Source organism: Rhizobium terricola (genome assembly GCF_012927355.1).
GTDB classification, from domain to species: Bacteria; Pseudomonadota; Alphaproteobacteria; order Rhizobiales; family Rhizobiaceae; genus Allorhizobium; species Allorhizobium terricola.
In genome coordinates this window covers 877,661-891,110 of record NZ_JABBGK010000001.1, presented here as the reverse complement: position 1 = coordinate 891,110, position 13,450 = coordinate 877,661, and the positions used below count along the sequence as shown (strand labels likewise).

The 13,450-nt window shown below is 62.2% G+C and carries 14 protein-coding genes; 6 read left to right on the top strand and 8 right to left on the bottom strand.

All coding sequences use genetic code 11. From position 1 onward, the window contains the following. Positions 1–48 precede the first annotated feature (48 nt). The 4 genes from HHL25_RS04180 to HHL25_RS04165 all read right to left on the bottom strand — a co-directional run bounded on the left by HHL25_RS04180 (position 49) and on the right by HHL25_RS04165 (position 3,751). The gene (locus HHL25_RS04180) at positions 49–1,896 is read right to left on the bottom strand and encodes a L,D-transpeptidase family protein (protein WP_169587561.1); all 1,848 of its coding nucleotides are present in this window, start codon (positions 1,894–1,896) and stop codon (positions 49–51) included. A gap of 317 nt (positions 1,897–2,213) precedes the next feature. Further along, entirely contained in the window at positions 2,214–2,888 is a 675-nt protein-coding gene (locus HHL25_RS04175) for an aquaporin (RefSeq protein WP_205927705.1), read from the bottom strand. Positions 2,889–2,910: 22 nt separating this feature from the next. Next, positions 2,911–3,408 carry an arsenate reductase ArsC gene (locus HHL25_RS04170; RefSeq protein WP_169587559.1) on the bottom strand — a complete coding sequence of 166 codons (498 nt, stop codon included), beginning with the start codon at positions 3,406–3,408 and terminating at the stop codon, positions 2,911–2,913. A gap of 10 nt (positions 3,409–3,418) precedes the next feature. Continuing rightward, complete coding sequence (locus tag HHL25_RS04165; protein ID WP_169587557.1) at positions 3,419–3,751, bottom strand: ArsR/SmtB family transcription factor; 333 nt, start codon at positions 3,749–3,751, stop codon at positions 3,419–3,421. 154 nt (positions 3,752–3,905) lie between these two features. Here HHL25_RS04165 and fumC point away from each other — a divergent pair, with 154 nt between their 5' ends. From fumC to HHL25_RS04145, 4 genes are all read left to right on the top strand, one after another. Next, on the top strand, positions 3,906–5,297 hold the full coding sequence (fumC, locus tag HHL25_RS04160; RefSeq protein WP_169587555.1) for a class II fumarate hydratase: 1,392 nt from the start codon (positions 3,906–3,908) through the stop codon (positions 5,295–5,297). Positions 5,298–5,401: 104 nt separating this feature from the next. Next, a complete protein-coding gene (locus HHL25_RS04155) occupies positions 5,402–5,662 on the top strand; it encodes a ribbon-helix-helix domain-containing protein (protein WP_169587553.1) in 261 nt (86 codons plus the stop codon). 121 nt (positions 5,663–5,783) lie between these two features. Next, the gene (locus tag HHL25_RS04150) at positions 5,784–7,391 is read left to right on the top strand and encodes a fumarate hydratase (RefSeq protein ID WP_169587551.1); all 1,608 of its coding nucleotides are present in this window, start codon (positions 5,784–5,786) and stop codon (positions 7,389–7,391) included. Positions 7,392–7,614: 223 nt separating this feature from the next. Further along, positions 7,615–8,682, top strand: coding sequence for a GGDEF domain-containing protein (locus HHL25_RS04145; RefSeq protein WP_169587549.1), 1,068 nt, complete (start codon positions 7,615–7,617; stop codon positions 8,680–8,682). Positions 8,683–8,875: 193 nt separating this feature from the next. Here HHL25_RS04145 and HHL25_RS04140 read toward each other — a convergent pair whose 3' ends face one another. The 3 genes from HHL25_RS04140 to HHL25_RS04130 all read right to left on the bottom strand — a co-directional run bounded on the left by HHL25_RS04140 (position 8,876) and on the right by HHL25_RS04130 (position 11,354). Further along, positions 8,876–9,616 (bottom strand): M15 family metallopeptidase, encoded by a 741-nt coding sequence (locus HHL25_RS04140; protein ID WP_315853022.1) that lies wholly within the window; start codon positions 9,614–9,616, stop codon positions 8,876–8,878. 140 nt (positions 9,617–9,756) lie between these two features. Beyond that, positions 9,757–10,365: a pyridoxamine 5'-phosphate oxidase family protein gene (locus tag HHL25_RS04135; protein WP_169587546.1), complete on the bottom strand. Its 609-nt coding sequence runs from the start codon at positions 10,363–10,365 to the stop codon at positions 9,757–9,759. Between the two features lie 50 nt (positions 10,366–10,415). Beyond that, positions 10,416–11,354, bottom strand: coding sequence for an alpha/beta hydrolase (locus tag HHL25_RS04130; protein ID WP_169587544.1), 939 nt, complete (start codon positions 11,352–11,354; stop codon positions 10,416–10,418). A gap of 47 nt (positions 11,355–11,401) precedes the next feature. Between HHL25_RS04130 and HHL25_RS04125 the strand changes: the two genes are divergently transcribed. After that, complete coding sequence (locus HHL25_RS04125; RefSeq protein ID WP_169587542.1) at positions 11,402–11,869, top strand: MarR family winged helix-turn-helix transcriptional regulator; 468 nt, start codon at positions 11,402–11,404, stop codon at positions 11,867–11,869. 14 nt (positions 11,870–11,883) lie between these two features. On the opposite strand, the gene HHL25_RS04120 is transcribed toward HHL25_RS04125, so the two are convergent. Further along, positions 11,884–12,249: a gamma-butyrobetaine hydroxylase-like domain-containing protein gene (locus tag HHL25_RS04120; protein WP_169587540.1), complete on the bottom strand. Its 366-nt coding sequence runs from the start codon at positions 12,247–12,249 to the stop codon at positions 11,884–11,886. 202 nt (positions 12,250–12,451) lie between these two features. Here HHL25_RS04120 and moaA point away from each other — a divergent pair, with 202 nt between their 5' ends. Further along, positions 12,452–13,441, top strand: a complete 990-nt coding sequence (gene moaA, locus HHL25_RS04115; RefSeq protein ID WP_169587538.1) for a GTP 3',8-cyclase MoaA — start codon at positions 12,452–12,454, stop codon at positions 13,439–13,441. Positions 13,442–13,450 lie beyond the last annotated feature (9 nt).

Here is a 13,450-nt window from a genome sequence, read left to right as displayed (position 1 = left end):
GGCGGGCCGCAAGGTCCGCCTTCTTCGTCTCTATCGTGTTCGCCGCGATCAGCTGCGCGGCGCACGCGCGTCGCTGATCGCCTTGAAGGCCTTGCGGGTATAGTCGTCGCGCCCGTAGACGTCGTCGAAATACTCGAGCTTCCCGTCCTTGTTCGGCCACGCCGTGAAGTAGGCGACATAGACTGGAAGCTTCTGCGGCACCTGCACGGCACGGTTCTGGCCGGAAGCAATCTGCTTGGAGATTTCCGCCGTCGTGGTGCCCATGACGGCCGCTGCCATCACGCGCGGTTCCGAAAGGCGCACGCAGCCATGGCTGAGCGCACGCATGTCGCGCTGGAAGAAGCTCTTCGACGGCGTGTCGTGCATGTAGATCGAGTGGGCGTTCGGGAACAGGATCTTCAGATCGCCGAGCGCATTGTCGCTGCCCGGCGGCTGGCGCACGTCGACGCTGTGGGTCGTGTTCCAGTCGACCTGGCTCGACGAGACCTTGCGGCCCTGGTAGCTCACCTCATAGCCGAGGCGATCGAGATAGGTCGGATCGGCCCGCAGTTTCGGCAGCATCTCGTTGACGATGATCGACTTCGGAACGCCCCAGTACGGATTGAACTCGACGGTCTCGATCTGGTCCTGGAAGAAGTAGGTCTGGTTCGACTTCGACCCGACCACAACCCGCATCGACAGCTGCTCGCGGCCCTCGTTGATGTAATAGGCGGTGAAGGCAGGCTGGTTGATGAAGACGTAGCGCGAACCGAGGTCGTTCGGCAGCCAGCGCAGTTCTTCCATCGCGACGATCAGCTTTTCGATCTTCTCCACATTGCTGTGGCCGGTCAGCGCACGGATGGTGGCCCGTCCGACAACACCGTCCGGTTTCAGGCCCTTCTCCTTCTGGAACGCCTCGACGACGGCGACCAGTTCCGGCGTGTAGTCCGGCGTGCCGGCATAGGCGGTCAGCACCGCGGAATGCTCGGTCTTCACCGCATCGGAGGCCTGCGCCTTGATCGCGTTGATGATGTTCGAAAGCTCCGGATTGCTCTGGCCCGGCTTCAGCAGCGTGCCGTCGGCGATGCGGATCACCGTTCCGGCTTCCGCCTCGGCAGCCCTCAGGCTCGCCAGCTCCGCCTTCATCGCCTGGAACTGCGCATTGTCCGGATCACGCGACCTGAGATAGGCGCCGACATCCGGGCTGAGCCGCACCATGTTGAGCACCGGCTTGAAATTGACCGCCTTGCGCTTGAAGTCGTGATAGCCGGAGATCTTGTTGGGATCGACACGACCGCGCTCGGTGTCGCCGACATAGGTCAGGACCTTGACCGACATGAGGAGCTCGAAACGGGCCAGTTCGCGCGACAGCTTGTCGGGATCGGCCGGGTCGGCGGTCTCGCTCGGCAGGGCAATCGTGTAATCTTCGGGAGAGAGCCCAGAGGCGTCGACCGAACCGAAGGCGGCAAGCATCTGGCGGGCCCGTTCGGTCACGCCGGTTTCGCTCACCCACATGAGCGGCTTGCCGTCCTTGTAATAGGCTTCGACGGCGCTCGCGATATCGTCGGAAGCACGGACACCGGCAACGGTGAGGAACCGGCGCAGCGGCGAGGCGTCCCCCGTCGGCGCAACCGCCGGATCGGTCGCCGGAACGACGATCGGCCGCGTGGCTTCGACCTTATAAGTGTAATAGCGCGGGCCGGAGACTTTCGGCAGTGGCTCGGGGTCGCCCATTTCCAGACCGCCCTGGGCCTGCGGCTCGATAATCGTGCTGATGCCGGGCTTCTTCTTCTGGGCACCGGGGCCGCCCCTCAAGAGATCGAGCAGCGTGGCGGACTGGGCAGTCTGAGGAAGGGCGCCGAGCGCCGTCACCGCGGCAAGCACTGCCGTCACCGTGATCTTGTTGTAGCTTTTCATTCTTGCTCTCGTTCCCGATGTGTCCTGTCGACGCGGTCGCCGCAAATCGGCGCGGCCTCTGTTGGCGCGGATCACTAGCCGATTGGCATATCATTGAAAAGTTGTCGCCGCTCGCCGGGACGCACAGACGAATTTCAATTTTGCGTGAATCCGCAGGCGCCCATCCTGGGACGCCTTCAGTGACTTTAATGAAAATATTCGCTAATTTTTCCTTAACCGCGAACAGGAAGCAGCCCGCCGGGAGGATTACCCCCAGAGTTGAGCCGACGACTTTGCCGGGCAGCGTGCCAAATTTGACACGCCATTGGACCGGCCGATCAGGATTTCTCGGACACCGAGTCCAGCAGGGCGCGAACGACGATCCAGGCCAGAAGCATGCCCAGAAGCTGCGCAGCGACAAAAGGTGCGACATCGCCCGGGCGAATGCCCGCAAATGTATTGGAAACGCTGCGGGCCAACGTCACCGCGGGATTGGCGAATGAGGTCGACGCGGTGAACCAGTAGGCCGCCGTGATATAGAGCCCAACCGACACTGCGACGTGGTCGGGACGGAACCGGCGTGTCAGCAGAATGGTCGTGACCAGCCCGAAGGTAGCGACCGTCTCCGAAAGCCATTGACCGCCGCCGCTTCGCACCTTTTCGGAGACCTGCCAGATGTCGAGATCGAACATCGCATGCGCCAGCCAGACGCCCGCGACGGCGGCAAACACCTGGACCAGGACATAGAGCACGGCCTCACGCACGGAGATTTCGCGCGCCATCAGCATGACGAGCGTCACTGCCGGATTGAAATGCGCGCCCGAGATCGGCCCGAGCATGGTGATCAGCACCACAAGGACAGCCCCGGTTGCCACCGTGTTGCCGAGGAGTGCGATCGCCACATTGCCGCCCGACAGGGTTCCTCCCATGATGCCGGAGCCGATCACCGTCGCAAGGAGTAGCAGGGTCCCCAGCCCTTCGCCGAGGAGACGCGCCGTCAATGTCGATCGCATGTTGTCCGCCACCACCTCGCGCTCAGTTCTGCCGGCCGATATCGGATAGGCGCTGCTGCAGCGACAGCTTGTCGAGACTGGCAATCGGCAGATTGACGAAGATGGAGATGCGATTGTTGAGCATGCGGTAGGCATCCGCGAACGCCAGCGCCTTTTCCGTCGCCGAACCTTCGACGGCGGCAGGATCGGCCACGCCCCAATGCGCCGTCATCGGTTGACCGGGCCAGACCGGACAGGACTCCGCCGCGGCGGAATCGCAGACCGTGAAAACGAAATCCATTTTCGGTGCACCCGCGACAGCAAACTCGTCCCAACTCTTGGAGCGCAGGCCGGATGTGTCATAGTTCGCCCGCTTCAGGAGTTCGATCGCCAGGGGATGAACCTCGCTCTTCGGATGCGACCCGGCGGAATGGGCGGTGAAACGCCCCTTGCCTTCGCGGTTGAGACAGGCCTCCGCAAGGATCGAACGGGCGGAATTCCCGGTGCAGAGGAAGAGAACATTGAAATGATCCTGAGCCATGGTCAGTCCTTCAGCAACGACAGGTGATTTCTTCGAGAATAGGCCGGCAGACCTCGGGCGAACCACCGCAGCAATCTTCCAGCAGGAAAGCCATCAGGCCCCGCATCGCCTCGAGGTCGGCGCGATAGCGGATGTGCCGGCCTTCCCGCTCGCTGTCGACCAGTCCGGCATTGGCGAGAACCGTCAGGTTGGCCGACAGGGTATTGGCTCTGAAATTGAGGGCGGTCGCGATGTCACCGGCATTCAGGCCCTCCGGCGCATGACGCACCAGGAGCCGGAAGATGGCGAGACGGCCGTCATGGGCAAGCGCAGAAAGCGCATCGAGAGTCTGTTTCGTATCCATATTTCCAGAAATCATGAATAATAGAAGTTTTCAAGAGGCCAATTGACCACAAAATAACATGAGATGATCGGTAAACTTATAATTGATTGCGGTTGCGCGCCGCCTTCGGCGAACTAAATATTCCCTGGGCAGGACAGAAGAAAAGGCATGAACCATGATCAGTACCCGCACTGAAAGCGACACCTTCGGACCGATCGACGTGGCAGCCGACCGCTACTGGGGCGCCCAGGCCGAACGCTCGCGCGGCAATTTCAAGATCGGTTGGGAAAAACAGCCGCTCGCGGTCGTTCGCGCCCTCGGCATCGTCAAGCAGGCTGCAGCCCGCGCCAACATGGCTCTCGGAGGCCTCGACGCGGCGCTTGGCGCGGTGATCGTCAAGGCGGCCCAGGAGGTGATCGACGGCAAGCTCGACGACCATTTTCCGCTGGTCGTGTGGCAGACCGGTTCGGGCACTCAGTCGAACATGAACGCCAACGAGGTGATTTCCAACCGGGCGATCGAAATGCTCGGCGGCGTGATGGGATCCAAGAAGCCCGTCCACCCGAACGACCACGTCAACATGAGCCAGTCGTCGAACGACACCTATCCGACGGCCATGCACATCGCCTGCGCGGAAGAGATCGTCCGACACCTGATTCCAAATCTGAAGCATCTGCACCAAGCCCTTGACTCGAAGGCGAAAGCCTTTGCCCACATCATCAAGATCGGCCGCACGCACACCCAGGATGCGACACCGCTGACGCTTGGCCAGGAGTTCTCCGGCTATGCCGCGCAGGTCGCGTCGGCCATCCGGCGGATCGAACTGACGCTGCCCGGCCTCTATGAACTCGCCCAGGGCGGCACGGCCGTCGGAACCGGCCTCAATGCGCCGGTCGGCTTCGCGGAGAAGGTGGCGGAAGAGATTGCCGCCATCACCGGCCTGCCCTTCATCACGGCCCCGAACAAGTTCGAGGCACTGGCCGCTCACGACGCGATGGTCTTTTCCCATGGCGCGATCAATGCCGCCGCGGCCGCCCTCTTCAAGATCGCCAACGACATCCGTTTCCTGGGATCCGGTCCACGTGCCGGTCTCGGCGAACTCGCCCTGCCGGAAAACGAACCCGGCTCGTCGATCATGCCCGGCAAGGTCAATCCGACCCAGTCCGAAGCCCTGACCCAGGTCTGCGCCCACATCTTCGGCAACAATGCAGCGATCACCTTTGCCGGCAGCCAGGGCCATTTCGAACTCAACGTCTACAATCCGATGATGGCCTACAATTTCCTGCAGTCGACGCAGTTGCTCGGCGACGCGGCCCGCTCCTTCGCCGACAATTGTGTGGTGGGCATCGAGGCTCGCGAGGACAACATCCGTAAGGGCGTCGAGAACTCGCTGATGCTGGTCACCGCCCTCAACACGCGCCTCGGCTATGACCTCTGCGCCAAGATCGCCAAGACCGCCCACAAGAACGGCACGACGCTCCGCGAGGAAGCCGTCGGCGGAGGGTACCTGACCAATGAGGAGTTCGATGAATATGTGCGCCCGGAGCTGATGATTGGCCCGAAATGACGACGCTCCTTAGCCTTCGTGCCTGTGGATGACCGGCCTGAAGCTGTGGATTAAGGCCGTGAGGCAGATTTATCGCTGTCTTCGCATAAGCTAATGTTCCCGTCATGCTTCAGGTCGCTCAACAACCACTGACGGTCTACCTCGATCCGGACACGGCAAGCCGGATCGAAGCGCTCGTCAGGAGTGGGCGCTACGCCAACGCCAGCCAGATCGTCCAGGAGGCTCTCGCCCAATGGCGATCCAACTGCGACCAGCACGAGTTCGAGCTCAAGCTCAAGAAAACCTACGAGACCGGCATGACGATGAGGGGCCGCGATCACGTCACGGCCGCGAGCTTCCTGCGCTCGATGGGTGACATGGCCTGAGCGGCCCCGCCCTGCTCCTGCTTCTCCCCTTGCTCCTTCCCCTTTAGGCTCATTGAAATTTAACTGCCGCCGCCGTAAACCACGGCCATCCGAAAACGTGCCTCCGAAAGGCTTTTGACTGATGGCCGCAGACCTTTTTCCTCTTGGCGAAGACAAGACACCCTACCGCAAGCTCACCTCGGACTACGTCTCGACCACGAACTTCAACGGCCAGGAAGTGCTGACCGTCGCTCCCGAAGGCCTGCGCCTGCTCGCCGAGACGGCATTCGCCGACATCAACCACCTCCTCCGCCCCGGCCATCTCAAGCAGCTCGCCTCGATCCTCGAGGACCCGGAAGCGACCGACAACGACCGTTTCGTCGCCTATGACCTCTTGAAGAACGCCAACATCGCGGCCGGCGGCATCCTGCCCATGTGCCAGGACACCGGCACAGCCATCATCATGGGCAAGAAGGGCCGTCGCGTCTGGACCGAAGGCGGCGACGAGGATGCGCTGGCCAGGGGCGTCATGGATGCCTACGAGCGCAAGAACCTGCGCTATTCCCAGCTCGCACCGCTGAAGATGTTCGAGGAAAAGAACACCCGCAACAACCTTCCGGCCCAGATCGACCTCTACGAGGAAGGCGAGGACGCCTACAAGTTCCTGTTCATGGCCAAGGGCGGCGGCTCGGCCAACAAGACCTACCTGTTCCAGGGCACGCCCTCGCTGCTCACGCATGACCGCATGATCGACTTCCTCAAGGAGAAGATCCTGACGCTCGGCACCTCGGCCTGTCCCCCCTACCATCTGGCGATCGTCATCGGCGGCCTCTCGGCCGAGATGAACCTGAAGACGGTCAAGCTCGCCTCCGCCCGCTATCTCGACAGCCTGCCGACCGAGGGTTCAGAAAGCGGCCACGCCTTCCGCGACCTGGAGATGGAGAAGGAAATCCACAAGCTCACCCAGTCGCTCGGCGTCGGCGCCCAATTCGGCGGGAAGTATTTCTGTCATGACGTGCGGGTCATCCGCCTGCCCCGTCACGGCGCATCGCTGCCGATCGGCCTCGGCGTCAGCTGTTCCGCCGACCGCCAGGCGCTCGGCAAGATCACCAAGGACGGCATCTACATCGAGCAGCTCGAAACCGATCCGTCGAAGTACATGCCGGAAATCGACGAGACCGCGCTGTCTTCCTCGGTGGTCAAGATCGACCTCAACCAGCCGATGAGCGCGATCCTCGCCGAACTGACCAAGCACCCGGTCAAGACGCGCCTGTCGCTGACCGGCACCATCATCGTCGCCCGCGACCTTGCGCATTCCAAGATCCGCGAGCGCCTGGAAAAGGGCGAAGGCATGCCCGAATACCTGAAGAACCACCCGGTCTATTATGCAGGTCCGGCCAAGACCCCGGCGGGCTATGCGTCAGGCTCGTTCGGCCCGACCACGGCCGGCCGCATGGACAGTTACGTCGACCAGTTCCAGTCCTTCGGCGGCTCGATGGTGATGCTCGCCAAGGGCAATCGCTCGCGTGCCGTGCGCGAAGCCTGCAAGAAGCACGGCGGCTTCTATCTCGGCTCCATCGGCGGCCCGGCTGCACGCCTGGCCCAGGACTGCATCAAGAAGGTCGAGGTCCTGGAATACCCGGAACTCGGCATGGAAGCAGTCTGGAAGATCGAGGTCGAAGACTTCCCGGCCTTTATCGTCACCGACGACAAGGGCAACGACTTCTTCCAGGAATTCAACCTGAGCTGAGCGGAAAAACGACCCAATCGACAACGGCGGAAGGCGGCAATCCAATGCCGCCTTTCTCCCGCGACAGCATTCCATAGATCATTCATGGCGTTACAGGGCAGACGCACAGAAGATGAGAATATTTCCCGACGACTGTTCGGGCGCGTGCATTAAACATTCCCAAATAATTTTGCTCTAATTAATCAAGAGGGTCATGGACCCAGACGCCAATTGGAGTTCGCCGATGAACACGGCACCGACACCGAAAGCCCAGGTCCCCGACATCGCGGCGCAGATCACCTACGCCATGCGGACCATGGGCGTTGCTCCGATCCCGCGCAATTACGAACTCTTCTACGAAGCCTATATCGGCTCCAATCCGACCCTGACCAAGGAGCTGGCCGCCCTCGGCAGCAAGGCCACCCAGGACGAACTCGACGAACTCGGCCGCCAGTATTTCGGCAACCACCAGAGCCAGGTCATCGAGAATGCCCACAGCAAGCTGATCGCCGAGCTTGATGGCCTCCTGCGCGTTCTCCAGCAGGAGCAGACCTCGCTCGTAAGCTACAACAAGCTGCTCGGAGAAACCTACACCCGCATCAGTTCGAAGAGCCACACCAGCGCCGACATCCTGCGCAGCGCCATCAACATCCTGTCCGAAGCGACCGGCGACACCATGGCGCACGGCGAGAAGACGGTCGAGAAGGTCTCGCAGAAATCCCAGGAAATGGATCAGGTCCGCAAGGAACTGGACGAATACAAGCGCATCGCCAACACCGACTCGCTGACCCGCATCGCCAACCGCCGCGCCTTCGACGAGCGGCTTGCGGCCATCTATGATTCCGGCACCAGCGCCCCGCTCACCGGCCTCGTGCTGGCCGACATCGACAATTTCAAGAAGATCAACGACACCTACGGCCATCCGGTCGGCGACAAGATCCTCGCGACGGTTGCGACCGTCATCCGCGCCAACGTCCGCAAGGACTGTTTCGTCGCCCGCACCGGCGGCGAGGAATTCGCGGTGATCGTCGACGGAAACACGGCCGAGGAAGTCAACCAGATGTGCGAGCGCATTCGTACCGCGCTCGAGACGACGCCCTTCAAGAACTCGAAGACCGGCGTCAACTACGGCCCGATCACTCTTTCGCTCGGCTTCTGCATGGCCGGCGACGCGGAAGATCCGGGCGAACTCTACGCCAAGTCCGATATCGCGCTCTACTGCGCAAAGAATGCCGGCCGCAATCGCACCAAGATATACGAAGACGGCATGAAGAAGGACTTCACCAAGAGCTGGCTGATCTACAAGCGCTAGGGCCAAAGCTCAATCAGGACAGGCGTTCTGTTGGCACTCGAGCTGTTCCAGCAAGAGTGCTAAGCGGTTTAGTCTACTGATCGGCGTGAAGACAGAGAGATAGAGCATTCAAGGCGACGGCGCTTTCGCCGCAAATGCTCCGGTTCTTCGGACCGCAACTGTCGGTCCGGCAATTTCCACCTCCAAGAATGTCTTAGGGGCAGGCGGAGACACCGGCCGCCTTGGCAATCGCGACAAGTTCGGGGCGATACTCGAAATGCATGGTGTCATAGTGATACCAGCGCCCTCCCCAGATGAAGCCGAACCGCTCGAACGTCTCCACGATCGCCATCGGGAAGCGGTTCGAGTAGGCAGGAACGTGTCCCGGCTTGCCGCCCGACCAGACCCAATAGTCGGCATATTTCGTATTAAGATCGATGGCCGCGCCGAAGCTGTGCACCGACATGTTCGGCGCCTTCGCCACCTTGCGCCAGTTGAACGTACCCGCACTCGGAGAAACGTATTTCTCTACCCCGGGAATCGATTTCAAGGCATCGCGCACCTGCCCGAGCGCAATATCCGCCCCTTGCCGCCGTGTCATCCGGACCACCGTTCCGAACCAATCGACATTGACGAGGGAACGCTCGACCTCCCTGGCAGACGCGCCGTAGAGACGCATCATCAACGGGTCGCTTCGTATGCGGCCAGGGTCGAAATTGACGGACGGCTTGGTCTCGCAGGCACCGACAGGATAATCCTGGGACAGGCTGTCCTCGACGTCTCCGGCGCCCAACTTGGCGAAATGGTCCTTCACCCGCCCGTCATCGATGAGAAGCGGGGCCCCGCCATCCCGGAAGATAAGCCGGCCATCCTCGATGCCGGCAATTGTCTCCGGATAGGAGGCGACCAGAAGCGCAAGCTTCTGGTCTATGCTGAGTTCTCCCCCACGCGCCACACCGGCGCATGAGCAAAGGACTGTCAGGACCGCGACTGCGATGCCATTGAAATGTGTGTTGCGTGCCGTCCCCATGGAACAACGCTGGCACAGCCGTTCAGCGGTGGCAAGGCCTTGGCACCGCTGCGAAACGCTTCGGCCTACCACATGGTCTTTGCGGCGCGCTCCGGCCATTCCCGATCATAGGTGGCCTTGTCGAAATCAGCCTTCGCGGCCTGCAGCAGATCCCCGGGCGTCGGCAGATCCTTCGGATCGACAAAATTGTCCGGGTTCCACAGGTCGGACCGGATGAGAGCGCGGGCGCACTGGAAATAGACCTCATCGATCGTCACCAGCACGACGCTGCGCGGATGCTTGCCATCCATCTCGAAGCTCGCGAGCAGTGCCGGATCCACAGACACGACCGCCTTGCCGTTGACCCGCATCGCGGTGTTGGAACCGGGCACGAGGAACATCAGCGCGACACGCGGATCGCGCACGATGTTCATCAAGGAATCGATGCGATTGTTGCCACGCCAGTCGGGAAGCGCGAGCGTACGCTCGTCCTCGACCCGAACCACGCCCCCCCGGTCGCCGCGCGGCGAGCAGTCCAGCCCTTCCGGGCCGACGGTGGCGAGAGCAACGAAGGGAGAGGCCTCGATCATCAGCCGATACTCGGTCGTCAGCGCCGGGGTCACCTTGACCAGCGAGGCTTCGGTCACCCCCTGATAGATTTCCCGGAGCTGCTCGGGGCTGCGGATGATCGACATGCCGGTTCCTTCCTGTTGATGGCCTGCGGCGCCTCTACCGCAGGACGATATCAGAAGGATGACACGTTGCGCAGGCGGTCCTGGCCGTCAACCCGGGCAGCATTGGGCTCGGAAACCAGAAACGCCGCCACCTCGGCAATCACCTCCGGCGCACTGACGATCCGTCGATGCCCCTGCCCGTTCGCCCAATGATGGCGGATATGGTCGCCGACGCCCTGATAGCGCCGTGCATGTTTGGCGCCGACCTCCTTGTCGTCCTCGGCATGAACGACCAGAAGCGGCCGCGCCAGGCGTCGTGCGATCGGCACCCCGTCGAGCGCCTTGATACCGCAGCCGATCACACGCTCGGCATGGGCGGCCATCAATCGCCGCACCTCGGGCGACAGGCCGACCATCCGCGAAAACCCATCGAACACGTCCTCGATCTCCGAGGGCGAACCGATGACCGCCATGCGATCCGCCTTGAAGGCTGCAACGCCCGGAAAGGCGCCTCCCGATGCGGTCATCAGCGCGGCACCGCCGAAGGAGTGCCCGACGGCCCCTTCGAACGGGCCGAACCGTTCGTCGACGCGCGCGAAAGCCCTTGCGGCAAGCAGCATGTCGAGACGGCGTCCGGCGGAGCGACCGTGCCCGGGCAGGTCGACAACGACCACCTCGGCGCCGGCCTCCCGCAGGCCGACCGCGAGCTCAGCCATATACTCCGCCCGCGAACCCCACCCATGAATGACAAGGATGCGCGGCGCCGAACAATCAGGCGACAGGAGACGCTGCACGCCAACCTTCTCCGCGCCCCTCCCGACAGTGAGCTTCTCCGCCTGGGACAGCAGCATCGCACCCGAGGCGAAGGCGGATTTTGCCTTCCGGCCCTTCGGCCGGCGGGAGGGCGTCCGGCAGAAAAGCGCCCAGGCGGCACGGCTCGCGACGGATGGCGACAGGCCGGTCAGGGCGGAGAAACCGAATCGGGTGACCTTGGCGGCAAAGGATGGCATAGTCGGATTCCCATTTAATGTTCAATGATGAACAATAAAGTACAACGATGAACAAAAATCAAGCCCTGCCCTGGGACCATCCGCGTTTCAAGAGCTGGATCTCCGTCGGACGTGCCTGCCAGCTGATGCAGCAGGCGCTCTCGCGTGCGCTGACGTCGCTCGACATCAAGCCGCCGCATCTCGACATCCTGGTGAACCTCTACCGCTTCGAGGGGATCTCGCAGCAGGAACTCGCCCGCAAGTTGCTCGTCGGCCGCTCGAACATGAGTATGCTGCTTCCGCAAATGGAAAAGCGCGGCCTGATCGAGCGCCGTGCCGATGCGCGCGACAAGCGTATCCTCCGCCTGTTCCTGACCGAGAACGGCCGCGAACTCACCATCCGCGCCATGGCCATCCAGACGGAACTGATCGAACGCACTCTGTCGGCAACCCCGATCGAGGATTGCCTGCTGATGGCGACGAACATGGAAAAGCTGATCGCCCGCCTGCAGAGCGAAGAGGCGACGGAGGACTGAAAGTCTTCGGCAGGTTAGCGCCGCACCTCGCGGCTCAGGCCCTTTTCCGAAAGCTCCCGTTCGTAGCCGGCGAATTTCGCCTCGCCGGTCTCCCCGAGTTCCCGAAGATAGCTCCAGGTAAAGATGCCGGTGTCATGGCCATCGTCGAAGCCGATGCGGACGGCATAGTTTCCGGTCGGCACCACGGCAGCGATTGCCACATTGCGCTTGCCCGGCACGGTCACCTTCTGGCCCGGCCCGTGGCCCTGCACTTCGGCTGACGGAGAAAGTACCCGCAGCATCTCCGCCGGAAGAGCCGCAACCACCCCGTCGTTGAAGGTGACTGACAGCGTCCGGCGGTCCTTCGATACCTTCAGTTCACTCGGCCAGAAATCGCTCATCGTCTACCCCTGTCGTCTCACGCGCCGAGAGTTAGGCCCGCGCCTTGTGCAGCGCAAGACATTTTGCCGGGCGATCCGGCACCCGATTGCTTGACGCGTGGGCCCACTGTGACCATTTTAGGAGAAAGTGGGAGGCTGAATTTTGACTTTCAACGCCGGGCCATGGCGAGACGCCGAGAGACTCGCACGCAGTGACGCACCGATGGTCGACCCGTTCGGCCGCACGGTCAGCTATCTGCGTGTGTCGGTCACCGACCGCTGCGATTTCCGCTGCACCTACTGCATGGCGGAAAACATGACCTTCCTCCCGAAGAAGGATCTGCTTACCCTCGAGGAACTGGATCGCCTGTGTTCCGCCTTCATCGCCAAGGGTGTGAGGAAGCTGCGCCTTACCGGCGGCGAACCGCTGGTGCGCAAGAACATCATGTTTCTCGTGCGCAACCTCTCGCGCCATCTTCAGTCGGGAGCGCTGGAAGAACTGACGCTGACGACCAACGGATCGCAGCTCTCGCGTTTTGCCTCAGAGCTCGCCGAGTGCGGGGTCCGGCGGATCAACGTCTCCCTCGACACGCTCGACCCCGACAAGTTCCGTACGATCACGCGATGGGGCGAATTCGACAAGGTGATGGAAGGCATCCGCGCGGCTCAGGACGCCGGCATCCGCGTCAAGCTCAATGCCGTGGCGCTCAAGGATTTCAACGAGCACGAGATCCCCGAACTCCTGCGCTATGCCCATGCCAACGGCATGGACCTCACCTTGATCGAGACCATGCCGATGGGTGAGACCGGCGAGGACCGCACCGACCAGTATCTTCCGCTGTCCACAGTCCGCGAACGCCTTGAACAGACGTTCACCCTCGCCGACATTCCGCTTTCGACCGGCGGCCCAGCCCGTTATGTCGAGGTGAAGGAAACCGGCGGAAGGCTCGGCTTCATCACGCCGATGACGCATAACTTCTGCGAAAGCTGCAATCGCGTCCGGCTGACCTGCACCGGCACGCTCTACATGTGCCTGGGCCAGGACGACGCGGCCGACCTTCGAACCGCCTTGCGGGCATCGGACGACGATGCCTATCTCTCCGCCGCAATCGACGAAGCCATCGCACGCAAGCCCAAGGGCCACGATTTCATCATCGATCGCGCCCACCGCCGTCCGGCGGTGGCACGCCACATGAGCGTGACCGGCGGCTGACGCCGGCCC

What these genes read in the sequence shown, in the direction of transcription:
- HHL25_RS04120 (WP_169587540.1), bottom strand. Translation starts at nt 12,249, where the DNA reads ATGAGCGATTTCTGGCCGAGTGAACTGAAGGTATCGAAGGACCGCCGG.
- HHL25_RS04175 (WP_205927705.1), bottom strand. Translation starts at nt 2,888, where the DNA reads ATGCGATCGACATTGACGGCGCGTCTCCTCGGCGAAGGGCTGGGGACC.
- fumC (WP_169587555.1), top strand. Translation starts at nt 3,906, where the DNA reads ATGATCAGTACCCGCACTGAAAGCGACACCTTCGGACCGATCGACGTG.
- HHL25_RS04170 (WP_169587559.1), bottom strand. Translation starts at nt 3,408, where the DNA reads ATGGCTCAGGATCATTTCAATGTTCTCTTCCTCTGCACCGGGAATTCC.
- HHL25_RS04145 (WP_169587549.1), top strand. Translation starts at nt 7,615, where the DNA reads ATGAACACGGCACCGACACCGAAAGCCCAGGTCCCCGACATCGCGGCG.
- HHL25_RS04150 (WP_169587551.1), top strand. Translation starts at nt 5,784, where the DNA reads ATGGCCGCAGACCTTTTTCCTCTTGGCGAAGACAAGACACCCTACCGC.
- HHL25_RS04180 (WP_169587561.1), bottom strand. Translation starts at nt 1,896, where the DNA reads ATGAAAAGCTACAACAAGATCACGGTGACGGCAGTGCTTGCCGCGGTG.
- HHL25_RS04165 (WP_169587557.1), bottom strand. Translation starts at nt 3,751, where the DNA reads ATGGATACGAAACAGACTCTCGATGCGCTTTCTGCGCTTGCCCATGAC.
- HHL25_RS04125 (WP_169587542.1), top strand. Translation starts at nt 11,402, where the DNA reads ATGAACAAAAATCAAGCCCTGCCCTGGGACCATCCGCGTTTCAAGAGC.
- HHL25_RS04135 (WP_169587546.1), bottom strand. Translation starts at nt 10,365, where the DNA reads ATGTCGATCATCCGCAGCCCCGAGCAGCTCCGGGAAATCTATCAGGGG.
- HHL25_RS04155 (WP_169587553.1), top strand. Translation starts at nt 5,402, where the DNA reads ATGCTTCAGGTCGCTCAACAACCACTGACGGTCTACCTCGATCCGGAC.
- HHL25_RS04130 (WP_169587544.1), bottom strand. Translation starts at nt 11,354, where the DNA reads ATGCCATCCTTTGCCGCCAAGGTCACCCGATTCGGTTTCTCCGCCCTG.
- moaA (WP_169587538.1), top strand. Translation starts at nt 12,452, where the DNA reads ATGGTCGACCCGTTCGGCCGCACGGTCAGCTATCTGCGTGTGTCGGTC.